We start from the raw sequence: 17,135 nt of genomic DNA, 5'->3' as shown, positions 1-17,135 counted from the left end.
CCTCGAGCGTAGTGGAGGGCGCGTGTGCCCGAGAGCGGCGCGAGCGCGGCGCCGCGTCAGCTCACGCGCGGCCGCACCTGCAGCGAGAACCGCCGGTCGTGCGTGAAGGTCACGTAGAGGTCCGTGACCGCCCCCGACAGGACCGTCGTGCAGTGGACCTTCGAGCCCTGCTTGGGGCTTGCGCCGGAGGGGCAGTCGACGTCGACGGCGATGTCGGTCTGCTGCTTGACGTACTCGGCGATCTTGGACTCGAGGTCCTTCTTGTCGACCTTGGCGTCGCCGCAGGCGGTGGCCGAGGCGGAGAGCGCGAGGGCGGGCAGCATCAGCAGCGCGGCCCGGCTCGCGCGGTGGGTCAACCGTCGACCTCGTAGGCGGCGGTGTCGCCGCGGCGGGGCAAGGGCGCCAACTCCACGGGCGTCGCGTGCATGGCGCGCATGCGGACGTCGCGCCAGGAGACGCCTTCCTTCAGCAGGGCGGGCGCGCCCATGACGAAGGCGGTCGCGATCTCGACGGCCTGCAAGATGATGCCGTAGCCCAGCGCGTCCTCGACGCTGATGCCGTAGCCCTTGTGCAATACGAAGACGCAGGCGGCCTGGAAGACGCCCAGGTTCGACGGCGTCGCGGGCAGCACGGCGGACACGTTCACCGCGAACAACACCGCGGCCGCGGCGCCAATGCCGGCGCGGTCGTCCAGGCCGAAAGCCACCAACAAGACGTAGCAGGACATCCACTGGATGACCCACGCGAAGAGCTGCGCGCTCACCGCGACCGCGCCGAGCTTCGGGTGGCGGAAGACCTCCAGGCCCGTCCGCACCTGCGCCGTCGCTCGTCGCGCCTGCCGCGCCCAGCCGCGGACGCGGGCGCTCGATGCGCGACCACCGCTGCGCAGCAGCGCCGGGGCACCCAGCACAACAGCGAGGATCACCAGCGGCAGTGCCGCAAAGGCGATCAGGCCGCTCTGGTGGTTGTTGAAGACCGGGACCGACTGGAACATCACGCAGCCGAGGATCACCAAGGCCAAGATGTTCAACAAGGTCTGGGAGACGATGGTCCCGAGCACGATCGGCAGGCCGTCGCGCGGGCGCCCGATGCGGCGCGCGACGATCATCGCGCGCGCCGGCTCGCCCAGGCGCGCGGGCAGCGTGGCCGACATCAGCACGCCGATCATGGTCCCTTGCAAGGCGTCGCTCAGCCGAGGCCGCGGCGGCCCGGGCATCGCCGCCCGCAGGATCGCCGACCAGGACACGGCGCGCACCGCCATCGACGCGCACATCAAGGCCAAGGCCACCAACACCCAAGAGACCGTCGCGTGCAGCAGCGAGTGGCCGATCCGGTCCAGCCCGATCCGCTGCAGCGCGAAGAACGAGCCCGCCAGGATCATCGCCGCGACGAGCCCCATCACGGCCCGACGCACGAACGCCAGCACCGGGCGCTTGCCGCGGGGCGCACGCGGGGCGCGCGGCTCGATCGACGGCAGGCGCCGCGCCGGACGGCGCGGCTGAAGGTCTGAGGGCAGCGCGCCCACGCGCACCGCCGCGCGCTGGACGACCGACCCGGACGGCGCGCCCACGGCGATCGCGTCCTCATAGGCCTTGACGACCTCGGCGGCGACGACCGGCCAGGCGTAGCGCCGAGCCGACTCGAGCGCCGCGGCACCCATCGCCGCGCGCCGCTCGTGGTCCAGCGCCAGCGCGCGCAGCGCCTCGCCCAGGGCGGCGGCATCTCCGCGCGGCACCAGGACGCCGTCGACGCCGTCGCGCACCACGTCGCGGTAGCCCGCGATGTCGGACGCCACGACCGGCGTGCCCGCCGCGAAGCCCTCGGTCAGCACCATGCCGAACGACTCGCCGCCCAGCGACGGCGCCGCCAGCACGTCGGCCTCGCGCAGCACGCGCGTCTTGGTCGCGTCGTCGACCTTGCCGAGCACCGTGACGCCCTCGTGGCCGTCGAGCAGCAGCGGCTCGACCTCCTCCTCGGTGGCGCCGACGATCGTCAGCTCGGCCGGCACGTGCTCGCGCAGCGCCTCGAAGGCGCGCAGCAAGATTGGCAGGCCCTTGCGCTCGACCGCCTGGCCGACGAAGGCGACGCGCAGCGGCCGCTCGGGCGTGATCGCCGCGGCGGGCGCCGGCTCCAAAGACTCATCGATGTTCACGCCGTTCGGCACGACGCGGTAACGGCCGCCGTAGAAGCGCTCGCCGGTCCACTTGGCCGCGTCGGACACCGCGATCCGTACCTTCAGGCGATTCAGCCGCCGCCGCGCGCCCATCCCGATCGCGATCCCGTGCGACAGGCGGCTGGTCGCGTAGCAGTGAAACGTGCCGACCATCGGGACGCCGCAGGTCATCAGCGTGTCCCAGCCGACGCACGGCGTGACCGGCTCGTGGACGTGGACGACGTCGTAGCCGCCGCTGCGCAGCTCCTCGCGCAGCGCGCTCACGTTCGTCGCGGAGATCGGGGTCGCGTTCGTGACCGCGCCGTTGGCCGGGAAGCCGATCGTGCGCCCGAGCGGGACCAGCCACTCGGGCAGCTCGCGCGCCTGGGGAACGGCACCGCGATGCCGCCGCACCGACCGGCGGTCGGGCGGATCGACGGGCGCCAAGACCCGCACATCGTGACCCAGGACTGAAAGCTCCTGCCTAAGCGCCTCGATGTGCCGCGTGACGCCCCCGGGGTACGTCCATGAATAGGGGCTAACGAGCGCGATGCGCATCCGGGCCATCGTATCGGCCGCATGCCCGGAATGACCCGGGGGATAACCCGTCTTCACACTAAACTGGACGCCCTTATGGCTGACCGGCACTTCGTGAAGTACACGTTCCTCAAGCTCGATCCTGCTTGGAGGCGGCTTCCGGAGTCCGAGCGTGCGGCGCATAAGGCGGAGTTCCTGGCGGCTTGCGAGGACTTCGGGAGCGACCACCTGCTCCAGGGGTTCAGCCTCGTCGGGACCCGTGGCGACGCCGAGATGATGTTGGTGATGGAGGCCGAGAACCTCGATCGCATCCACGAGTTCCACGTCGTCCTCGCCCAGTCCGGGCTGATGAAGTGGGCGGAGCAGCCCTACTCGTTCCTGGGCCTGCGCAAGGCGTCGGAGTACAGCGACGAGGAGCGAGCCGTCCCGCGGCGCTTCAAGGGCAAGTACCTGTTCGTCTACCCCTTCGTGAAGACCCGGCAGTGGTACGGCCTGGATCCGAAGGAGCGCTGGCGGATCATGCAGGAGCACATCGAGGTCGGCCGCCAGTACCCGACGGTCGACAACCACACGACGTACTCGTTCGGCCTGGACGACCAGGAGTTCGTGGTCGCCTTCGACACCGACGACGCGGGCGCGTTCCTGGACCTCGTCCAGCGGCTGCGGACGACCGAAGCCTCGGCGTGGACGCTGCGCGACACGCCGTCGTTCACGTGCATCAACACGTCGATCGAGCGCGCGCTGAACGCGCTTGACGGCGAGGCGCTGAGCGTCGGGGTCTGAGCGCCCTCACGCACCTGCGCGCCGCCGACCCGGTCCTGGCCGGGATGCTCGACGACGTCGGCGACGACGTCCCGGGCTGGACGCCGTCCGGCGATCCCTACGGCGCGGTGATCGACGCGATCGTCTCCCAGCAGCTCTCGGTCGGCGCGGCACGCGCGATCCTGGGACGGTTGGAGGCGCGTTTCGGCGGGCGCGTGCCGACGCCGCGCGAGGTGCTCGAAGACGACCCGGACGGCTTGAAGTCCGTGGGGCTGTCCTGGGCGAAGGTGCGCTCGCTGCAGTCGCTGGCCGAGCATCTGGAGACCGGCACGCTGGACCTGGCGGCGCTCGACGCGCTGGACGACGACGCGGCCGTGGCGGAGCTCTCGCGCGTGAAGGGCATCGGCGAGTGGACGGCGCAGGTCTTGCTGGTCACCGAGCTGGGCCGCCCGGACGTCCTGGTCGCCGGCGACCTCGTGATCCGCCGGGCGGTCGAGCGCGGGTGGAAGCTGGACGCGCTGCCGAGCCGCGACGAGCTTTACGCGCTGGCCGAGCCGTGGCGTCCGTACCGCTCGACGGCTTGTGCCTTGCTGTGGCGCTGGATGCGGACGTCGCCGGTGGCTTAGGGGTCGCCGGCGTGGGTGGCGCCCAGCGCGGGGCGCTGGCGTAGCGCGGGCGCCGTTCGGGGCGGCGAGGGAGTGAAGCCGGGTTGGCGTGGCCGCCGTTGGCTCGTCGTCCGCGGGCGCGGCGCCGGGCCCGGGAGGGCGATCCAGGGTCGAACGATCGACGGATGGCACCTAACCCGCGCATACCGCGGGTCATGTGCCATCGAGCGCGCCGTGAGCGGGCTCCGCCAGATCCGGGTCGCCTAATGCTCATATATGGAGCACTAGGCGACCCGGATCACCCATTCGGGCCCGAACCCTCCCTCGGAGCCCGGCGACCCGGCTCGCGGACGACGGCCGGCGGTCGCCACGCCAACCGGCTTCACTCCCTCGCCGCCCCCGAACCGCGCTTCGCCGCGCCATCGGCGCCCCGCACTGAGCGCCGCAAGCAAGCAAGCAAGCGTCAAGCGCACGCCGCCGGCCGCGCCGGCGCCGGCGCACTCGGATCGCGCGCGCCCCAGGCGGCCCATAGGTCGTAGGTCGGGTACAGGCGCGTCAGGCCCGGGTCGGCCAGCCCAACGGGGTAGGCGGTGTCCTCGCGGAAGGTGTACTGGAACGCGGCGTCCACGCGCGGGTCGGTGGCCCAGCGGCGCAGGAGCTTGTCCTGCGCGCGGCACTGGGCGCGCAGCGCGGTGTCGCCGGTCGGTCGCGCGCCGCCCGGGTCGTCGCCGCCGACGCCGGTCTCCGTGATCCAGATATGCGCGCCGCGCGTGCATTCGCGGGCGTCCAGCGCGCGCTCCAGCTCGGCGACCGGGTCGGGCTTGCGCGCGTCCGGGTGGACCTGGGCGTAGTCGTGCTGGGACCACGTCTGTGACAGGCACGCCACGTCGTCGGGCAGCGCCGCGACCATCTCCTGGACGGTCGAGCGCCGCGGCGAGGCGCCGGTCGTCCCGGCCATCTCGCCGAGCACGAGCTGCTGGTCGCCGGGCGCGGCGTCGAGCGCGGCCTTGGCCGCGCGTACGAGCGTCGCGTAGACGCCGGCCGCGAGCGTCGGCGAATCCCTCGAGCACGTTGCCCGCTGCGGCGAGATGAACGCCGGGTGGTTGGGCTCGTTCCACGGGCTGACGTACTTGACGGTCGCGCCCTGCTGCGTGGCCAGCGTGAGGACCTGCCCGATCAGCGCCTGGTAGGCCGTCAGCCCTTGCGCGTTGATCGGCCGCGACCGCGGGGCGGCGTCGGAGCGCTCGCATCCGGTCGCCGGGTTGGCCGCCCACTCCGGGACGCCCGCGACCACCAGCTCGACCTCCGGCACGCCCTGCCCCGCCTTCTGTAGCGAGGCGATCGCCGCGAGCTGGTCGGAGATCCCGCTCGACTCGCCGCACGGCGGCGCGCCGCGCAAGCAGCCGTCGGCCGCGTGTGCGAGATCCGCGGGCTGCGCCGGATCCGGCTGCAGCTGCGACCAGTAGACCGGCACGCGGATGTAGCGCGGCTTGAGCGCCAACAGCCGGTCGCGCCAGATGTCGAACCCGGGCGCGACGACCGGGCGCGCCGCCCGGTCCCACAGCAGCTGCGGGTTGGACTCCGTGATCCCGGTCGCCAGCACGACCGGCTCGGGCTCCGTCGGGGCAGGCGCCGCCGTGGTCGCCGGAGCGGTCTGCGAGGCCTGCTGCGTCGTCGCCGGACGCTCAGGAGAGCGCGCGTCGTCGTCTCCCCCACCGCACCCGGCGACAACGACGACAAGCGTCGCCGCCGCGACCGCCAGCCTGCGACTCAGACCGCGGAAACCTGCTCCTCGTCCTCCACCCGGAAGGACGAGCCGCAGCCGCACGCGGCGACCACGTTGGGGTTGTTGACCTGGAAGCCGGCGCCCTGGAGGGAGTCGACGTAGTCGATCTCTGAGCCGTCCACGTAAGGCAGCGACTGGGCGTCGACGAGGATGCGCAGGCCCTGGTCCTCGAAGATGGCGTCGCCATCGTGCTCGTCGTCAAAGGCGAGGTTGTACTGGAAGCCCGAACAGCCGCCGCCGCGCACGCCGACGCGCAGGCCGGCGGTGCTGATGTCAGCGCCCTGGGACTCCAGGAACTCGCGGACCTTGACGGCCCCCTTCTCCGTGAAGTGGACGCCCTTGGCCTTGAAGGTGACGGTGGTTCCGGTCATCGCTATACAAAGGATAGCGATACCCTCAAGCGTCCATGCCGACGACGGACGAGCTCAAGAACCGCATCGAGACGGCGCTGCCCGGCAGCACCGCCGAGGTGGAGGACTGGACGGGCGGCGGAGACCACTTCCGCGCGACCGTGGTGTCCTCCGCGTTCGAGGGCCTCAGCCGGATCCAGCAGCACCGGCTCGTGTACGACGTCTTCGGCAATGAGATCGGCGGGGCGATCCACGCGCTGTCACTGACCACCAAGGTTCCGGAGCACTCATGAGCGACAACCCCATCCGCGAGGCGATCGCCGAGGCGATCCGCGACAACCCCACGATCCTCTTCATGAAGGGCACGCCTGACGCGCCCGCGTGCGGCTTCTCCGCGCGCACGGTCGCGGCGCTGCAGACGCTCGACGCGCCGTTTGCGGCCGTCGACATCCTGCCCGACCCGCGGATCCGCCAGGAGCTGTCGGCGATCTCGAACTGGCCGACGATCCCGCAGCTCTTCGTGGGCGGCGAGCTGGTCGGCGGCTGCGACATCGTGCTCGAGATGCTCGACTCCGGCGAGCTGGCCGAGGCGCTCGGCGTCGAGCAGCCCGACGACGTCGAGGACGGCGCCGCCGCTGCGCCCGCCCCGGCTCAGCCCGCGCCGCTGGGCATCGAGAACCGCCTCTCCTAGCGAGAGGCCTACGGCTTCACGACGACCCGCAGCGCCGCGCTTCCGCTGAAGCGCAGCTGCGGGTCGTTGAGCACCGCGATCTCCGACGTGGCGGTGTCGCCGGCCGTGTCGTCGGTGTCGCGGAAGCTCGCGGTGACGCCGTCCTCGCGGTGGATCGCACCGAACATCGCGGCGAGCTCGGCCAGCGAGCGCGGGCCGGGATCGTCGGAGTTCTGCGAGTCCTCGCTTCCGAGCGAGATCGTGAAGGTCGAGCTGTAGTCGTCGCTGCCGCTGCCGGCGACCGTGTCGGCGGGCGTCCCGGTCAGCGTGAGCAGGTGCGTGCCCTTGCTCAGGTAGCGCGGAATGTGGACCTTCACGGTCTTGGTCAGCTTCGCGCCACGGATCTTCTGCGCGTAGACCTTCACCTTGACGTCCGACCCGCGCTTGACCCGCGTCGGCCCGGTCGCGTCCAAGATGTAGGCCTGGTGCAATGCCCGGCGCAGCTTGAGGCTGATCGACGCGGCGGTGACGTGGATCGCGCCGAAGTTGTACTGGTCGATCAGCGTGGCCGCGGTGGCGACGTCGGCGACCAGCGACGCGGCGGGCGCGCTCGGCGAGCCGCCGACGTAGGTGTTGCAGAACCGCAGCGGTGCCTTCTGCTCGCGGATCGTCAAGCGCACGCACATCTCGCCGCTCTGGCGGGCGGGCGAGCCGCGCAGGATGTCGTAGGCGGCCTGGGCGACGGCGACCGGCGCGACCTGGGTCAGCGACGACGTGCCGGTCGGCTGGCCGACCGCGGTCTCGTCGGCGATGCGCGAGGACTGGTGGGTGACGCGGCCGCTGTCCAAGTCGGTGGCGGTGACGTTCAGCGGGAACGTCTCGGGCAGCGCGCCGAGGCGGCCGACGACCGCCGACGGCGCGTCGTTGCTCAGCGTCCCGAGGTCGTGGCCGGGCGTTGCGAACTTGTAGGACGTGGCCTCCTCGGTGTCCACCGGGTTGCCGACCACCGTGTAGACGTAGGCGTCCTGGAGCAGCAGCGAACGGCGGCCGGCGCCGTCGAGCGGGTGGCCGAACGCCCAGACGCTGTCGCCGTCGACGTAGGTGACCGTGCCGACCGCGCCGGCCTCGATGTCGCCGGAGGACAGCGAGGCGGCGACCGAGCTGCCGGGCTGGAGCGTCTGGGTCGGGAACGCTGCGATGCGCGGCGCGGCGGGCGCGGCGTAGACGGCGCGCCCGACCTTCTTGGCGGCCTTGGCCAGCGAGGTCGCGACCGGGCCCGAGACGCCGGCGAACGCCAGCGGCGTGCCGAGCGCGCGGGCCCGCCGCGCGAGCTTCTTGGAGGACTTGGACGCGGCAGCCGCGGAGACCGGCGGGACCGCAGGCTCGCCGAGCATCGTCTGGATCGGCGTGACGAGCACGAGCTTGTTGCCGTAGTCGCCGGTGCCCTCGGCGATCGCGCCGATCGTCTTGGCGACGCCGTCGGCCGGGTCGACGCACTTCACCGGCGAGCCGCTGAAGCCCTCGGCGATCCCGGTCTCGTCCACGGCCGGCCCGCTGACGCGCACCAGCACTGACGCGTACGGCGCGGCGAGGACGTCGACGACCTCGACGTCGAACGACATGATCTCGGTGCCCTTGATGACGCTGTAGCCGACGCACCGCATGCCGTTCTGCACAGCGCTGAGCGGCATGATCGGATCTCCCGCGCGGGCGGCGGCGGGGACCAGCAGGGGCAGGAAGGCGGCAGCGACAGCCGCAAGGCGCAGGCGGGACACGGGTTCGCGGAACAGTAGAGAAGGGTCCGGCGCCGCGGTCGCACTATGGTCCGGCGTGTGGCGATCGAGTCCGTGCGGGAGCGCATCCAGGCCGTCCGGTGGGACGGGAAGCAGCTGTCGATCCTCGACCAGACCAAGCTGCCGGGCCAGGAGGTCTGGATCGGGCTGACCGGTGCGAAGGACACGGCCGACGCGATCGAGCGGCTGGCGGTCCGCGGCGCGCCGAACATCGGGATCGCGGCGGCGTACGGGCTGGCGATGGAGCTGAGCGCGAACCCGTCGCTCGGGGCGCTGGAGGAGGGCGCGGACGTGCTCGTCTCCTCGCGCCCGACGGCGGTCAACCTGGCCTGGGCCGTCGAGCGTGTCCGCACCGCCGTCATGGGCGCGGGCCCGTCCACGATCGCCTCCGCGGCGCGGGGCGAGGCGCAGAAGATCCAGGCCTCGGAGGACGCGGCGTCGCTGGCGCTGTCTCACCACGGCGCGGACGTCCTCACCGACGCGGGCGCCCGCACGATCCTGACCCACTGCAACACCGGCGCGCTGGCGACCGGCGGCCGCGGCAGCGCGCTGGCCGTCTGCATCGAGCTGGCCGAGCGCCACGAGGGCGTCAAGGTCATCGCCTGCGAGACGCGCCCGCTGCTTCAAGGCGCGCGCCTGACCGCCTGGGAGCTACAGAAACTCGGCATCCCGTTCGCCCTGATCGTCGACGGCGCCGCCGCCTCGATCCTGCGCCGCGGCCTCGCCGACGCCGTCGTCGTCGGCTGCGACCGCGTCGCCGCCAACGGCGACGCCGCCAACAAGGTCGGCACGTACTCCCACGCGCTCGCGGCCCAAGCCGCCTCCGCCCCCTTCCTCGTCGCCGGCCCCACCTCCACGATCGACCTCGCAACGCCGGACGGCGACGCCATCGAGATCGAGGAGCGCGACGCCGCCGAGGTCACGTCCTACAACAACACGCCCGTCGCGCCGGCCGGCACGCCCGCGCTGAACCCCGCCTTCGACGTCACGCCCGCATCGCTCATCACCGCGCTGGTCACCGAGCGCGGCATCGCCTCGCCGGTGACGACCGACGCGATCGCCGCGCTGCTCAGCTGACCGCGTCCAGCCTCACAACACCCCGAGCCGCTCCAGGTACCACCCGGCGTTGCGGACCAGCTCCTCAGGACGTTGAAGCGCGACGAACGGGACGACCGTCCACGTGACGAGGACGCCGGTGCACACGAACAACGTCCAGCGGTTGCGCGACTCCGCGAACGCGATCGCCGCGAGCACGAGCAGCCCGTAGGTCGGCAGCTCGACCAAGCGGCTGGCGATCAGCGGCTGGTAGGGCCAGTCGCCGGTGGGCGGCTTGCCGCCGGTGAAGAAGATCACGAGCATCCCGGCCGACAGGCTTGCGACGAGGACGAGGAAGATCGCCCGGCGCAGGTTGACGACCGCATCCGAGGTGATCGGCCCCAGCACCGCCCAGATCGCGCCGGCGAGGACGATCAGGACGCCGTAGCAGGCCACGAAGTCGGCGAAGCCCTGGCACTGGAGGTAGACGAGGCAGGCCGACTCGGAGAGGTCCGGGAACGACACCATGCTGAACATGCCGTCGCCGAGGTCGGGACGCTGCAGGATCTCCCCGCCGAAGCCCGGCAGCACATGCGCGATCCCTCGTCGAATCGCATCGTCGAAGTTCGTCTTGCCGATCAGGTTGTTGGACAACAGCACCCCGGCGATGGTCACGGCCGGCCATACGCCCAGCCATGCTCGCCCGGGAAGCGACGGCGCATCGCCACGCTCGGTGACCGCCGCCACCGCCACCGCCCCAGCCAAGGCGACTACGACGCTCGCGACCAGCAGCCAAGCGGCCTGCGACGGGTCGGAGAGCACGTGGATGGCCCAGAACGCGATGGCGCACAGCCCCAGCGACACCGCAGGCGCCAGATGCGTCGCCACCCGCAGCCGGAGCGACGGAACCCGCCCCCCGCGCAGTGCTTGCCACGCCAGGGCCAACACGATCGCCGCGGCCACCTGCGGCAGCACGTTGGCAGACAGGAACGCGCATCCGATCGTCGCCAGCACCAGCGCGATCGTCGTTCCACGTGGGTGGCGCCGAACTAGTAGCAGCGCCATCCAGGGCGCGACGATCGCGATCAGGCGACCCGGATGTCCCATCTCGTAGAGCGGCTGACCTCCGGCGATGTTCTTCACGTACATCCACGGATAGATCGACATCGTTGTCGCGAACACCGCCGCGACGGCGAGCCACCCTGCGAGGGCCTTGCGCCGTTGCGCCGCGCGATGGGTGAGCCCGAAGACCAAGGCCGCGAACGAGGCCAGGCCGACGCACTGCGTCAGGTAGATCGGGAGCCACAGGTCACCCGCATGCGAGGACGAGAACATCAGCGGGGCGTTGAAGACCCACTCGTCGGACTGGTGCGCCCACTGGACGAGGTAGCTGCCCAGGGACCCGTCGAGCTGCTGCGCGCCCACGAGCAGGTACCAATGGATCGAGTCCTGGGTCAGGAACGCCGCGTCGACCTGCAGCCGGTGGACGACCGCGATGAGCACCAGGGCGAACGCACCGGCCACCCCCCAGCCGACGCCGGCGCGAGCGGCGCGAGCGCGGAGAACGGTCGGCGAGGCCCGCACGGCGTCACGATTGACCAGCAGCGCCGCCGCCACGGTCCCCGCAAGCGCGATCCACGAGGCCGTCTCGGTCGGCACCGCGGCGTAGAGCAACTGCAGCGGGCCGAGCAGCAGCACGAACCCGGGGATGAAGCCGGCGAGCGCGGAGATGGCCACCGGCCAGCGATCCTCGCCCCGGACCGCCGCGACGATCGGCCTGCCCAGCGCCGCCGTCGCCCCGCAGTAGGCGAGAGCCAGCACGAGCGTGAGGACCCACCATCGATGCGCGATCGCCGTCTCGAACGGGCTGATCGCCAGGTCCTCCGGATACGTGGCGGTTGCGTCCCCCACCGGGAAGATCCCCGAGTTGACGCCGAACCGGGCGTCCAGCGCGTGTGGGGACAGCCGCCCGTGCGTGGCGACGATGTTCGCCACGAGCACAAGGCCGCCGACCAGGCCGACCGCCGGCCGGAGCGCCCGCGCGCTCCGGCGCTCGCCGACCGCCGGGAGCGTCTGCTGCTGCATGAGACCGCATCTCTAGCTGACCGAGTATGGCGACTGCCAGAGACAGCCCGGCAACCTCTTAGCGATCGGAATCGCTTCCCGTTATCGCCGCGCTGCTCACGTGATCCCGAAGTGGTGCAGGTACCAGCCGGCGTTGCGGACGAACTCCTGCGGTCGGTCGAAGGCGACGAACGGCGTGATCGTCCACACCACCAGGAAGGCCGTCCCGACCGCGAAGGTCCAGCGGTTGCGCGCCTCCACGAACGTGATGCCGGCGAGGATCAGCACGCCGTAGAGCGGCAGCTCGATCAGGCGCGTGAAGATCGCCGTCTGGTAGAGGCCGGCGTCTGCCTCTGGCGGGGCGCCTCCGACGAAGAACAGGATCACGAGCGCGCCCGCCAGGAGGGCGATCAGCAAGAGGACAAGCGCGCGGCGCGCGTTGGCCACGACGTCGGCGGTCAGTGACCCCAGCGCCGCCCACGTACCCCAGGCGATGGCGGACAGGACGCCGAAAGTCGCGAGGAAGTCCGCGATGCCCCGGCACTCGATGAGCGCCGAGCACGCGCCCTCGGAGAGGTTCGGGAAGGACAGCCCGGCGAACATCCCGTCCCCGATGTCCGGCCGCTGGAGCAGCTCCCCGCGAAAGCCCGGCAGCACCGATCCGATCGCGTCTCGTATCGCCTCCCCCGCTTCCGAGCCGCCGATCAAGTTGTTGGACAACAGCAGACCGGCCAGGGCGACGAGCGGCCAAACGACGAGCCACCTTCGGGAGAGCGATGGCTGCGTCACCACCGGCGCGGAGTTCACGGCGAGCGCCACCGCGCCGGCCAGCGCCAGCAGCATCGCGGCGACGAGGAACCAGGCGGCCTGGTCCTTGTCGGAGAAGCTCTGGATCGCCCAGAACGGCAAGGCGCACAGCGAGAGCGCGGCCACGGGCAGCAGGTGCACGAGGGCGCCGCCGCGGCCCTCAAGCCACCCGGCGCGGCGACCGGACAGCGCCCGCCAGAGGAGGACCGCGACGACCGCGATCGCCACGTGCGGCAGGACCTCCGCGGAGGTGAAGGCCAGCCCCATCGTCGTCAGCGCCAGCAGGGCCGTGACGGACCGCGAATGGCGTCGCACGAGCAGCAGGGCGGCCCATGGCGCGACGATGCCGATCAGCCGGCCGGTGTGGCCCAGCCAGTACAGCGGCTGTCCGCCGATCACCAGGCGGACGTAGACCCACGGGTAGATCGAGACGGTCGCCGTGAACATCGCGCTGACGACCACGACGCCGGCGAGGGCCTTCCGCTGGCGCGCGTGCCGATGCACGAGACCGTAGGCCAGCGCCGCAACAGACGCGATCCCGATGGCCTGGGTCAAGTAGAACGGCAGCCAGATGTCCCCGGGGTTCGTCGAGGAGAACATCAGCGGCGCGTTGAAGACCCACTCGTCGGATTGCGAGGCCCACTGGGCGAGATGGGTCCCGAGCAACTGGCCGAGCTGCTGACCGCCGGCCTCCAGGAACCAGTGGATGGAGTCCTGGGTCAGGTAGTCCCCATCAACCTGTAGGCGATGGACGAGCATGACCAGGACCATCAGGACGACGCCGACGGCCGCCCACCCGAGCCGCCGGGCATGCGCGGCCCGCTGTCCAGGCTCGACCCATGCGGCGGTGATGGCCTTGCGATGCAGGAGGATCGCTGCCGCCGGGACCGCTGCGAGCGCGACCCACGACGCCGTGCGCACCGGGAGGACGCCGTAGAGCAGCTGCACCGGGGCGAGCACGATCAAGTAGCCCGGCAGGAAGCCCGCCAGCCCCGAGAGCGCGGACGGCCAGCGGTCGTCACCGCGCACCGCGGCGACGATGGGAGCGCCGAGCGCGAGCACGGCGACGAAGTAGGGCAGCGCGAGCGCGAGCGTCAGAGCCAGCGGCCGGTGTGCGACGCTCGGATCGAGCGGGTTGTATTCGACGTTCCCATGGGCCCCACCCATCTCGGCGAGGACCGGAACGCGGCCCATCACCTGACGAGCCAGTCCGTCCATCGCGTCCGCCGACAGGCGCGGCTTGGGCACCGTCAGCAGCGCGACGACCCCGAGGCCGAGCGTAAAGGCGAGCGCCGGGATGAGCGACGCCATTCGCTGCCTGGCCCAGGTGCCGACTGCGGGGCGCGGGTGAGCGATCATGGCCAACCCATACCTGGCGCCGCAAGCGGCCACCAGAGCCAGTGGTCACCCTAGATCGTTCGACGCCGCTCAGCGTCGCTCGTCCCTGACGGCGTTCAGTCGCGCAGCACGCGCGCCGCTGCCGTCAGCCGCCGCGTGCCGAAGCCCGCGACGCGCAGCGCCAGCGGCTGCCTCGAACCGGGGCGCCCGACGTCTGCTGGCTCGCGTTCGCGGTACCACTCGATCGTGTCGATCAGCGGCTGTTCGTGGTGGCCGGTGCTCCAGCCGAGGTCGCGCTTGGCCTTGGTCGAGCGGTAGGCCCAGCGCAAGGACAGCGCGCGGATCTCCTCGACGGTGATCGCCGGACGCCCGGGCATCGCCTCGAAGCCGCGGGCGACGGCGAGCGCGGCGTGCAGCGGCAGCTTGACTGCCGGCGGCTCGACGCCGCTCAGGCGTCCCAGGTCGGCGAACAGGCGATCGTTGGTGAAGTTCCGCCCGCCCAAGATGTAGCGCTCGCCTACGGCGCCGTGCTCGGCCGCCAGAAGATGACCGCGCGCGACGTCCTCCGCGCTCACGATGCACAGCGTCCCGTCGACGTAGACCGGGATCTCGCGGCGCAGGAACCGCCGCACCAGCTCGGTCGAGGACCGGTGGATGTCGCCGCGGCCAAGCACGTGCGCCGGGTTGACGATCACCAGCGGCAGGCCCTGCGCGCAGACCCGCAGCGCCTCGCGCTCGGCCTCGGCCTTCGCGTTGGCGTAGGTCACGCCGACGCGGGCCGCGTTGAAGACCTGCGTCTCGTCGGCGGTCACGGTTCCGTGACCGGCCGGCCCGATCGCCGCCACCGCGCTGGTGTGCACGGTTCGCTCGACGCCCGCGCGCAGCGCCTCCTCCAGCACCACGCGCGTGCCCAGGACGTTCGCGCGGTGCAGCTCCCGCCAGCCGGCGCGCAGCGTCGTGGCGCCCGCGACGTGGAAGAGCCGGTCGACGTCCTTCAGCGCCCGGCGCACCGCGCGCGTGTCCAGCGCGTCGGCGACGACGACCTCGGCGTCCAGCCCGTCGAGCAGTTCCAACCGCGCGCCGTCGGGCACGATCACGCGCACGCGATCGCCGCGCGCGACCACCGCCCGCGCGACGTGCGATCCGACCAGGCCCGTGGCCCCGGTGACCAGCGTCACTCCCATCTCGCGCGCATCCTGCCAGGTGGCGGAACCCGTAGGCTGGCGAACCATGTCCCGAGTTGCGGTCGTCACCGACACGACCCACTACGCGCCGCGTGAGCTGCTGGCCGCCCACGGCATCCACCAGGTGTCGCTCTACGTCAACCTCGGCGATCGCCACGAGCGCGAGTCCGACATGCCAGACTTCGACGCGTTCTACGACGAGCTGCGCGGGATGGACCAGCTGCCGACCACGTCACAGCCCTCGATCGGCGACTTCCTGGAGGTCTACGAGCCGCTCGCCGAGGCCGGCCAGGACATCGTCTCGGTGCACATCGCCGGCGGCATCAGCGGCACGCCTGAAACCGCGCGCCAGGCCGCGACCGAGATCGCCACCAAGTACCCCGGCCGCCGCGTCGAGGTCGTCGACTCCCGGACCGCGTGCGGCGGCATCGGCCTCTGCGCGCTGGCCGGCGCCGCGGCCGCCTCGACCGGCGCCGACGTCGACGCCGTCCGCGCCCGCGTCGACGAGGCCACCGACGCCATGAAGATCTGGTTCGCCGTCGACACGCTGGAGTTCCTCAAGCGCGGCGGGCGCATCGGCACCGCGCAGGCGTGGCTCGGCGGCGCGCTGAAGATCAAGCCGATCCTCACGATCGACCGCGAGATCACGCCGGTCGAGCGCGTCCGCACCGCCGGCCGCGCGTTCGAGCGCATGGTCGACTACCTCAAGGCGCGCAAGGAAGACGGCGCCGACGGCTGGGTCGTCCAGCACATCCAGGCGCCTGAGCAGGCCGAGAAGCTCGTCGAGCGCGGCCGCGAGATCTTCGGCTCCGAGCCGGTCTTCGTCTCCGAGATCGGCCCCGTCATCGGCACCCACGTCGGCCCCGGCCTGATCGGCGCCGGCGGCCTGCCGCGCGCGCTGATGGCCGAGCTGGGCGTCTAGCCCGTCGAGGGCAGGACGACGGACCCGCCGCCGCCCTCGTCAGGCGGTGGCAGCGGCTTGTTGGGGTCCAACAGCGCTGCGGCCTTCAGCTCCTGACGCCAGGACCACCACTCACGCGCGATGATCTGGATCGACGCTGCCAGCGGGATCGCCACGATTGCGCCCAGCACGCCCAGCAGCGTCGACCCGAACAGCACCGCGACCAGGACCACGATCGGCTGGACCTGCACGGTCCGGCGCTGGATCTGCGGCTGGATGATGTTGTTCTCGAGCTGCTGGTAGATGACGGCCCAGATCGCCCAGATGATGGTGTCGGTCGGGAAGTCGTTGAACAACGTGACCAACCCGATGAGGATGGCCGCGGCCGTCGCCCCGATCAGCGGGATCAGCGACGCCAGGCCGGCGACGACCGCCAGCGGCGCGGCGAACGGCACGCCGAGCAGCTCCATCACGATGAACGCCTGGACGCCCGCGATCAACGCGATCGTCAGCGCGCCCTGCACGTACCCGCCAACCGCCGAGGCGGTGTGGTCGAGGATGCGCCGCATCCGTTCTCGCTCGGCCTCGGGTCTCAGCTTCAACGCCGCGTCGGTCCAGCCGCGACCGCCCGACACGATGAAGATGCTCAAGATCAATATGTTGACCAGCGCGAAGACCGAGTTGACCAGCCCGAGGCCGATGTCGCTCAGAACCTTCGCCGCGTCGCCGATCTTCGCCGGAAGCTGGTCGGCCTGCTTCTGGAGCTGGCCGGTCAAGTCGTACTTGTCGTCCAGCTCGCGCAGCCGCTCGTTCTTGTTGACGTAATCCTGGACGTCGTTGGCGTAGTTCGGCAGGTCCTCGGCCAGGTCGGTGCCCTGCGTGACCAGCGGCGGCACCACGAGCGCCGTCAGGCCGACCGGGATGAAGATCACCGCCAGGTAGACGATCGCGACCGCGAACCCGCGCCGCATGTGGCGGTTGAGCTTGTTGACAGGCGCCGACAGCGCGACCGCGATGAACGTCGCGGTCAGCACCCACCCGATCGGCTTGCGCAGCAGGTAGACCAGGTACAGCGCGATGACCGCCAACACCACGATCGTGACCACGCGCACGACGGTGCGCGCAGGGATGTCGGGTGGGCGAGAGGTCAT

At 71.6% G+C, this 17,135-nt stretch carries 15 protein-coding genes; 6 read left to right on the top strand and 9 right to left on the bottom strand.

Translation table 11 applies throughout. The features are described 5' to 3' along the window. Positions 1–56: 56 nt before the first annotated feature. Positions 57–356, bottom strand: coding sequence for a DUF4333 domain-containing protein (locus ACT01A_RS21045; protein WP_445149058.1), 300 nt, complete (start codon positions 354–356; stop codon positions 57–59). Next, positions 353–2,710 (bottom strand): lysylphosphatidylglycerol synthase domain-containing protein, encoded by a 2,358-nt coding sequence (locus tag ACT01A_RS21040; RefSeq protein ID WP_445149057.1) that lies wholly within the window; start codon positions 2,708–2,710, stop codon positions 353–355. Before ACT01A_RS21040 ends, ACT01A_RS21045 begins: the two co-directional genes overlap by 4 nt. A 75-nt stretch (positions 2,711–2,785) precedes the next feature. Between ACT01A_RS21040 and ACT01A_RS21035 the strand changes: the two genes are divergently transcribed. Beyond that, positions 2,786–3,472, top strand: a complete 687-nt coding sequence (locus ACT01A_RS21035; protein WP_445149056.1) for a chlorite dismutase family protein — start codon at positions 2,786–2,788, stop codon at positions 3,470–3,472. Between the two features lie 44 nt (positions 3,473–3,516). Then, complete coding sequence (locus tag ACT01A_RS21030; protein WP_445149055.1) at positions 3,517–4,077, top strand: DNA-3-methyladenine glycosylase family protein; 561 nt, start codon at positions 3,517–3,519, stop codon at positions 4,075–4,077. Positions 4,078–4,519: 442 nt separating this feature from the next. On the opposite strand, the gene ACT01A_RS21025 is transcribed toward ACT01A_RS21030, so the two are convergent. Further along, positions 4,520–5,659, bottom strand: a complete 1,140-nt coding sequence (locus ACT01A_RS21025; RefSeq protein ID WP_445149054.1) for a hypothetical protein — start codon at positions 5,657–5,659, stop codon at positions 4,520–4,522. A gap of 167 nt (positions 5,660–5,826) precedes the next feature. Continuing rightward, complete coding sequence (locus ACT01A_RS21020; RefSeq protein WP_445149053.1) at positions 5,827–6,213, bottom strand: HesB/IscA family protein; 387 nt, start codon at positions 6,211–6,213, stop codon at positions 5,827–5,829. 35 nt (positions 6,214–6,248) lie between these two features. On the opposite strand from ACT01A_RS21020, the gene ACT01A_RS21015 reads away from it, so the two are divergent. Both ACT01A_RS21015 and grxD read left to right on the top strand, forming a co-directional pair. Beyond that, positions 6,249–6,485, top strand: a complete 237-nt coding sequence (locus ACT01A_RS21015; protein ID WP_445149052.1) for a BolA family protein — start codon at positions 6,249–6,251, stop codon at positions 6,483–6,485. Further along, positions 6,482–6,883 carry a Grx4 family monothiol glutaredoxin gene (gene grxD, locus ACT01A_RS21010; protein WP_445149051.1) on the top strand — a complete coding sequence of 134 codons (402 nt, stop codon included), beginning with the start codon at positions 6,482–6,484 and terminating at the stop codon, positions 6,881–6,883. Before ACT01A_RS21015 ends, grxD begins: the two co-directional genes overlap by 4 nt. Positions 6,884–6,891: 8 nt before the next feature. On the opposite strand, the gene ACT01A_RS21005 is transcribed toward grxD, so the two are convergent. Continuing rightward, complete coding sequence (locus tag ACT01A_RS21005; RefSeq protein WP_445149050.1) at positions 6,892–8,637, bottom strand: hypothetical protein; 1,746 nt, start codon at positions 8,635–8,637, stop codon at positions 6,892–6,894. Positions 8,638–8,694: 57 nt separating this feature from the next. Here ACT01A_RS21005 and mtnA point away from each other — a divergent pair, with 57 nt between their 5' ends. Further along, on the top strand, positions 8,695–9,732 hold the full coding sequence (gene mtnA, locus ACT01A_RS21000; protein ID WP_445149049.1) for an S-methyl-5-thioribose-1-phosphate isomerase: 1,038 nt from the start codon (positions 8,695–8,697) through the stop codon (positions 9,730–9,732). Positions 9,733–9,744: 12 nt separating this feature from the next. On the opposite strand, the gene ACT01A_RS20995 is transcribed toward mtnA, so the two are convergent. The 3 genes from ACT01A_RS20995 to ACT01A_RS20985 form a co-directional block, all read right to left on the bottom strand. Beyond that, positions 9,745–11,775 (bottom strand): hypothetical protein, encoded by a 2,031-nt coding sequence (locus ACT01A_RS20995; RefSeq protein ID WP_445149048.1) that lies wholly within the window; start codon positions 11,773–11,775, stop codon positions 9,745–9,747. A gap of 96 nt (positions 11,776–11,871) precedes the next feature. Next, positions 11,872–13,920 carry a hypothetical protein gene (locus ACT01A_RS20990; RefSeq protein ID WP_445149047.1) on the bottom strand — a complete coding sequence of 683 codons (2,049 nt, stop codon included), beginning with the start codon at positions 13,918–13,920 and terminating at the stop codon, positions 11,872–11,874. A 95-nt stretch (positions 13,921–14,015) separates the two neighbouring features. Then, positions 14,016–15,083 carry an NAD-dependent epimerase/dehydratase family protein gene (locus tag ACT01A_RS20985; RefSeq protein ID WP_445149046.1) on the bottom strand — a complete coding sequence of 356 codons (1,068 nt, stop codon included), beginning with the start codon at positions 15,081–15,083 and terminating at the stop codon, positions 14,016–14,018. A gap of 46 nt (positions 15,084–15,129) precedes the next feature. On the opposite strand from ACT01A_RS20985, the gene ACT01A_RS20980 reads away from it, so the two are divergent. Beyond that, complete coding sequence (locus ACT01A_RS20980; RefSeq protein WP_445149045.1) at positions 15,130–16,005, top strand: DegV family protein; 876 nt, start codon at positions 15,130–15,132, stop codon at positions 16,003–16,005. On the opposite strand, the gene ACT01A_RS20975 is transcribed toward ACT01A_RS20980, so the two are convergent. Continuing rightward, a complete protein-coding gene (locus ACT01A_RS20975; RefSeq protein ID WP_445149044.1) occupies positions 16,002–17,135 on the bottom strand; it encodes an AI-2E family transporter in 1,134 nt (377 codons plus the stop codon). The two genes, ACT01A_RS20980 and ACT01A_RS20975, sit on opposite strands and share 4 nt — an antisense overlap.

It is taken from the genome of Baekduia sp. Peel2402 (assembly GCF_052567285.1).
Note: the sequence above shows the minus strand (reverse complement) of the source record. Positions and strands in the feature narration are given on the sequence as shown.

What these genes read in the sequence shown, in the direction of transcription:
- ACT01A_RS21040 (WP_445149057.1), bottom strand. Translation starts at nt 2,710, where the DNA reads ATGCGCATCGCGCTCGTTAGCCCCTATTCATGGACGTACCCCGGGGGC.
- ACT01A_RS21035 (WP_445149056.1), top strand. Translation starts at nt 2,786, where the DNA reads ATGGCTGACCGGCACTTCGTGAAGTACACGTTCCTCAAGCTCGATCCT.
- ACT01A_RS21030 (WP_445149055.1), top strand. Translation starts at nt 3,517, where the DNA reads ATGCTCGACGACGTCGGCGACGACGTCCCGGGCTGGACGCCGTCCGGC.
- ACT01A_RS21020 (WP_445149053.1), bottom strand. Translation starts at nt 6,213, where the DNA reads ATGACCGGAACCACCGTCACCTTCAAGGCCAAGGGCGTCCACTTCACG.
- ACT01A_RS21015 (WP_445149052.1), top strand. Translation starts at nt 6,249, where the DNA reads ATGCCGACGACGGACGAGCTCAAGAACCGCATCGAGACGGCGCTGCCC.
- grxD (WP_445149051.1), top strand. Translation starts at nt 6,482, where the DNA reads ATGAGCGACAACCCCATCCGCGAGGCGATCGCCGAGGCGATCCGCGAC.
- ACT01A_RS20995 (WP_445149048.1), bottom strand. Translation starts at nt 11,775, where the DNA reads ATGCAGCAGCAGACGCTCCCGGCGGTCGGCGAGCGCCGGAGCGCGCGG.
- ACT01A_RS20990 (WP_445149047.1), bottom strand. Translation starts at nt 13,920, where the DNA reads ATGATCGCTCACCCGCGCCCCGCAGTCGGCACCTGGGCCAGGCAGCGA.
- ACT01A_RS20985 (WP_445149046.1), bottom strand. Translation starts at nt 15,083, where the DNA reads ATGGGAGTGACGCTGGTCACCGGGGCCACGGGCCTGGTCGGATCGCAC.
- ACT01A_RS20980 (WP_445149045.1), top strand. Translation starts at nt 15,130, where the DNA reads ATGTCCCGAGTTGCGGTCGTCACCGACACGACCCACTACGCGCCGCGT.
- ACT01A_RS20975 (WP_445149044.1), bottom strand. Translation starts at nt 17,135, where the DNA reads ATGACCTCTCGCCCACCCGACATCCCTGCGCGCACCGTCGTGCGCGTG.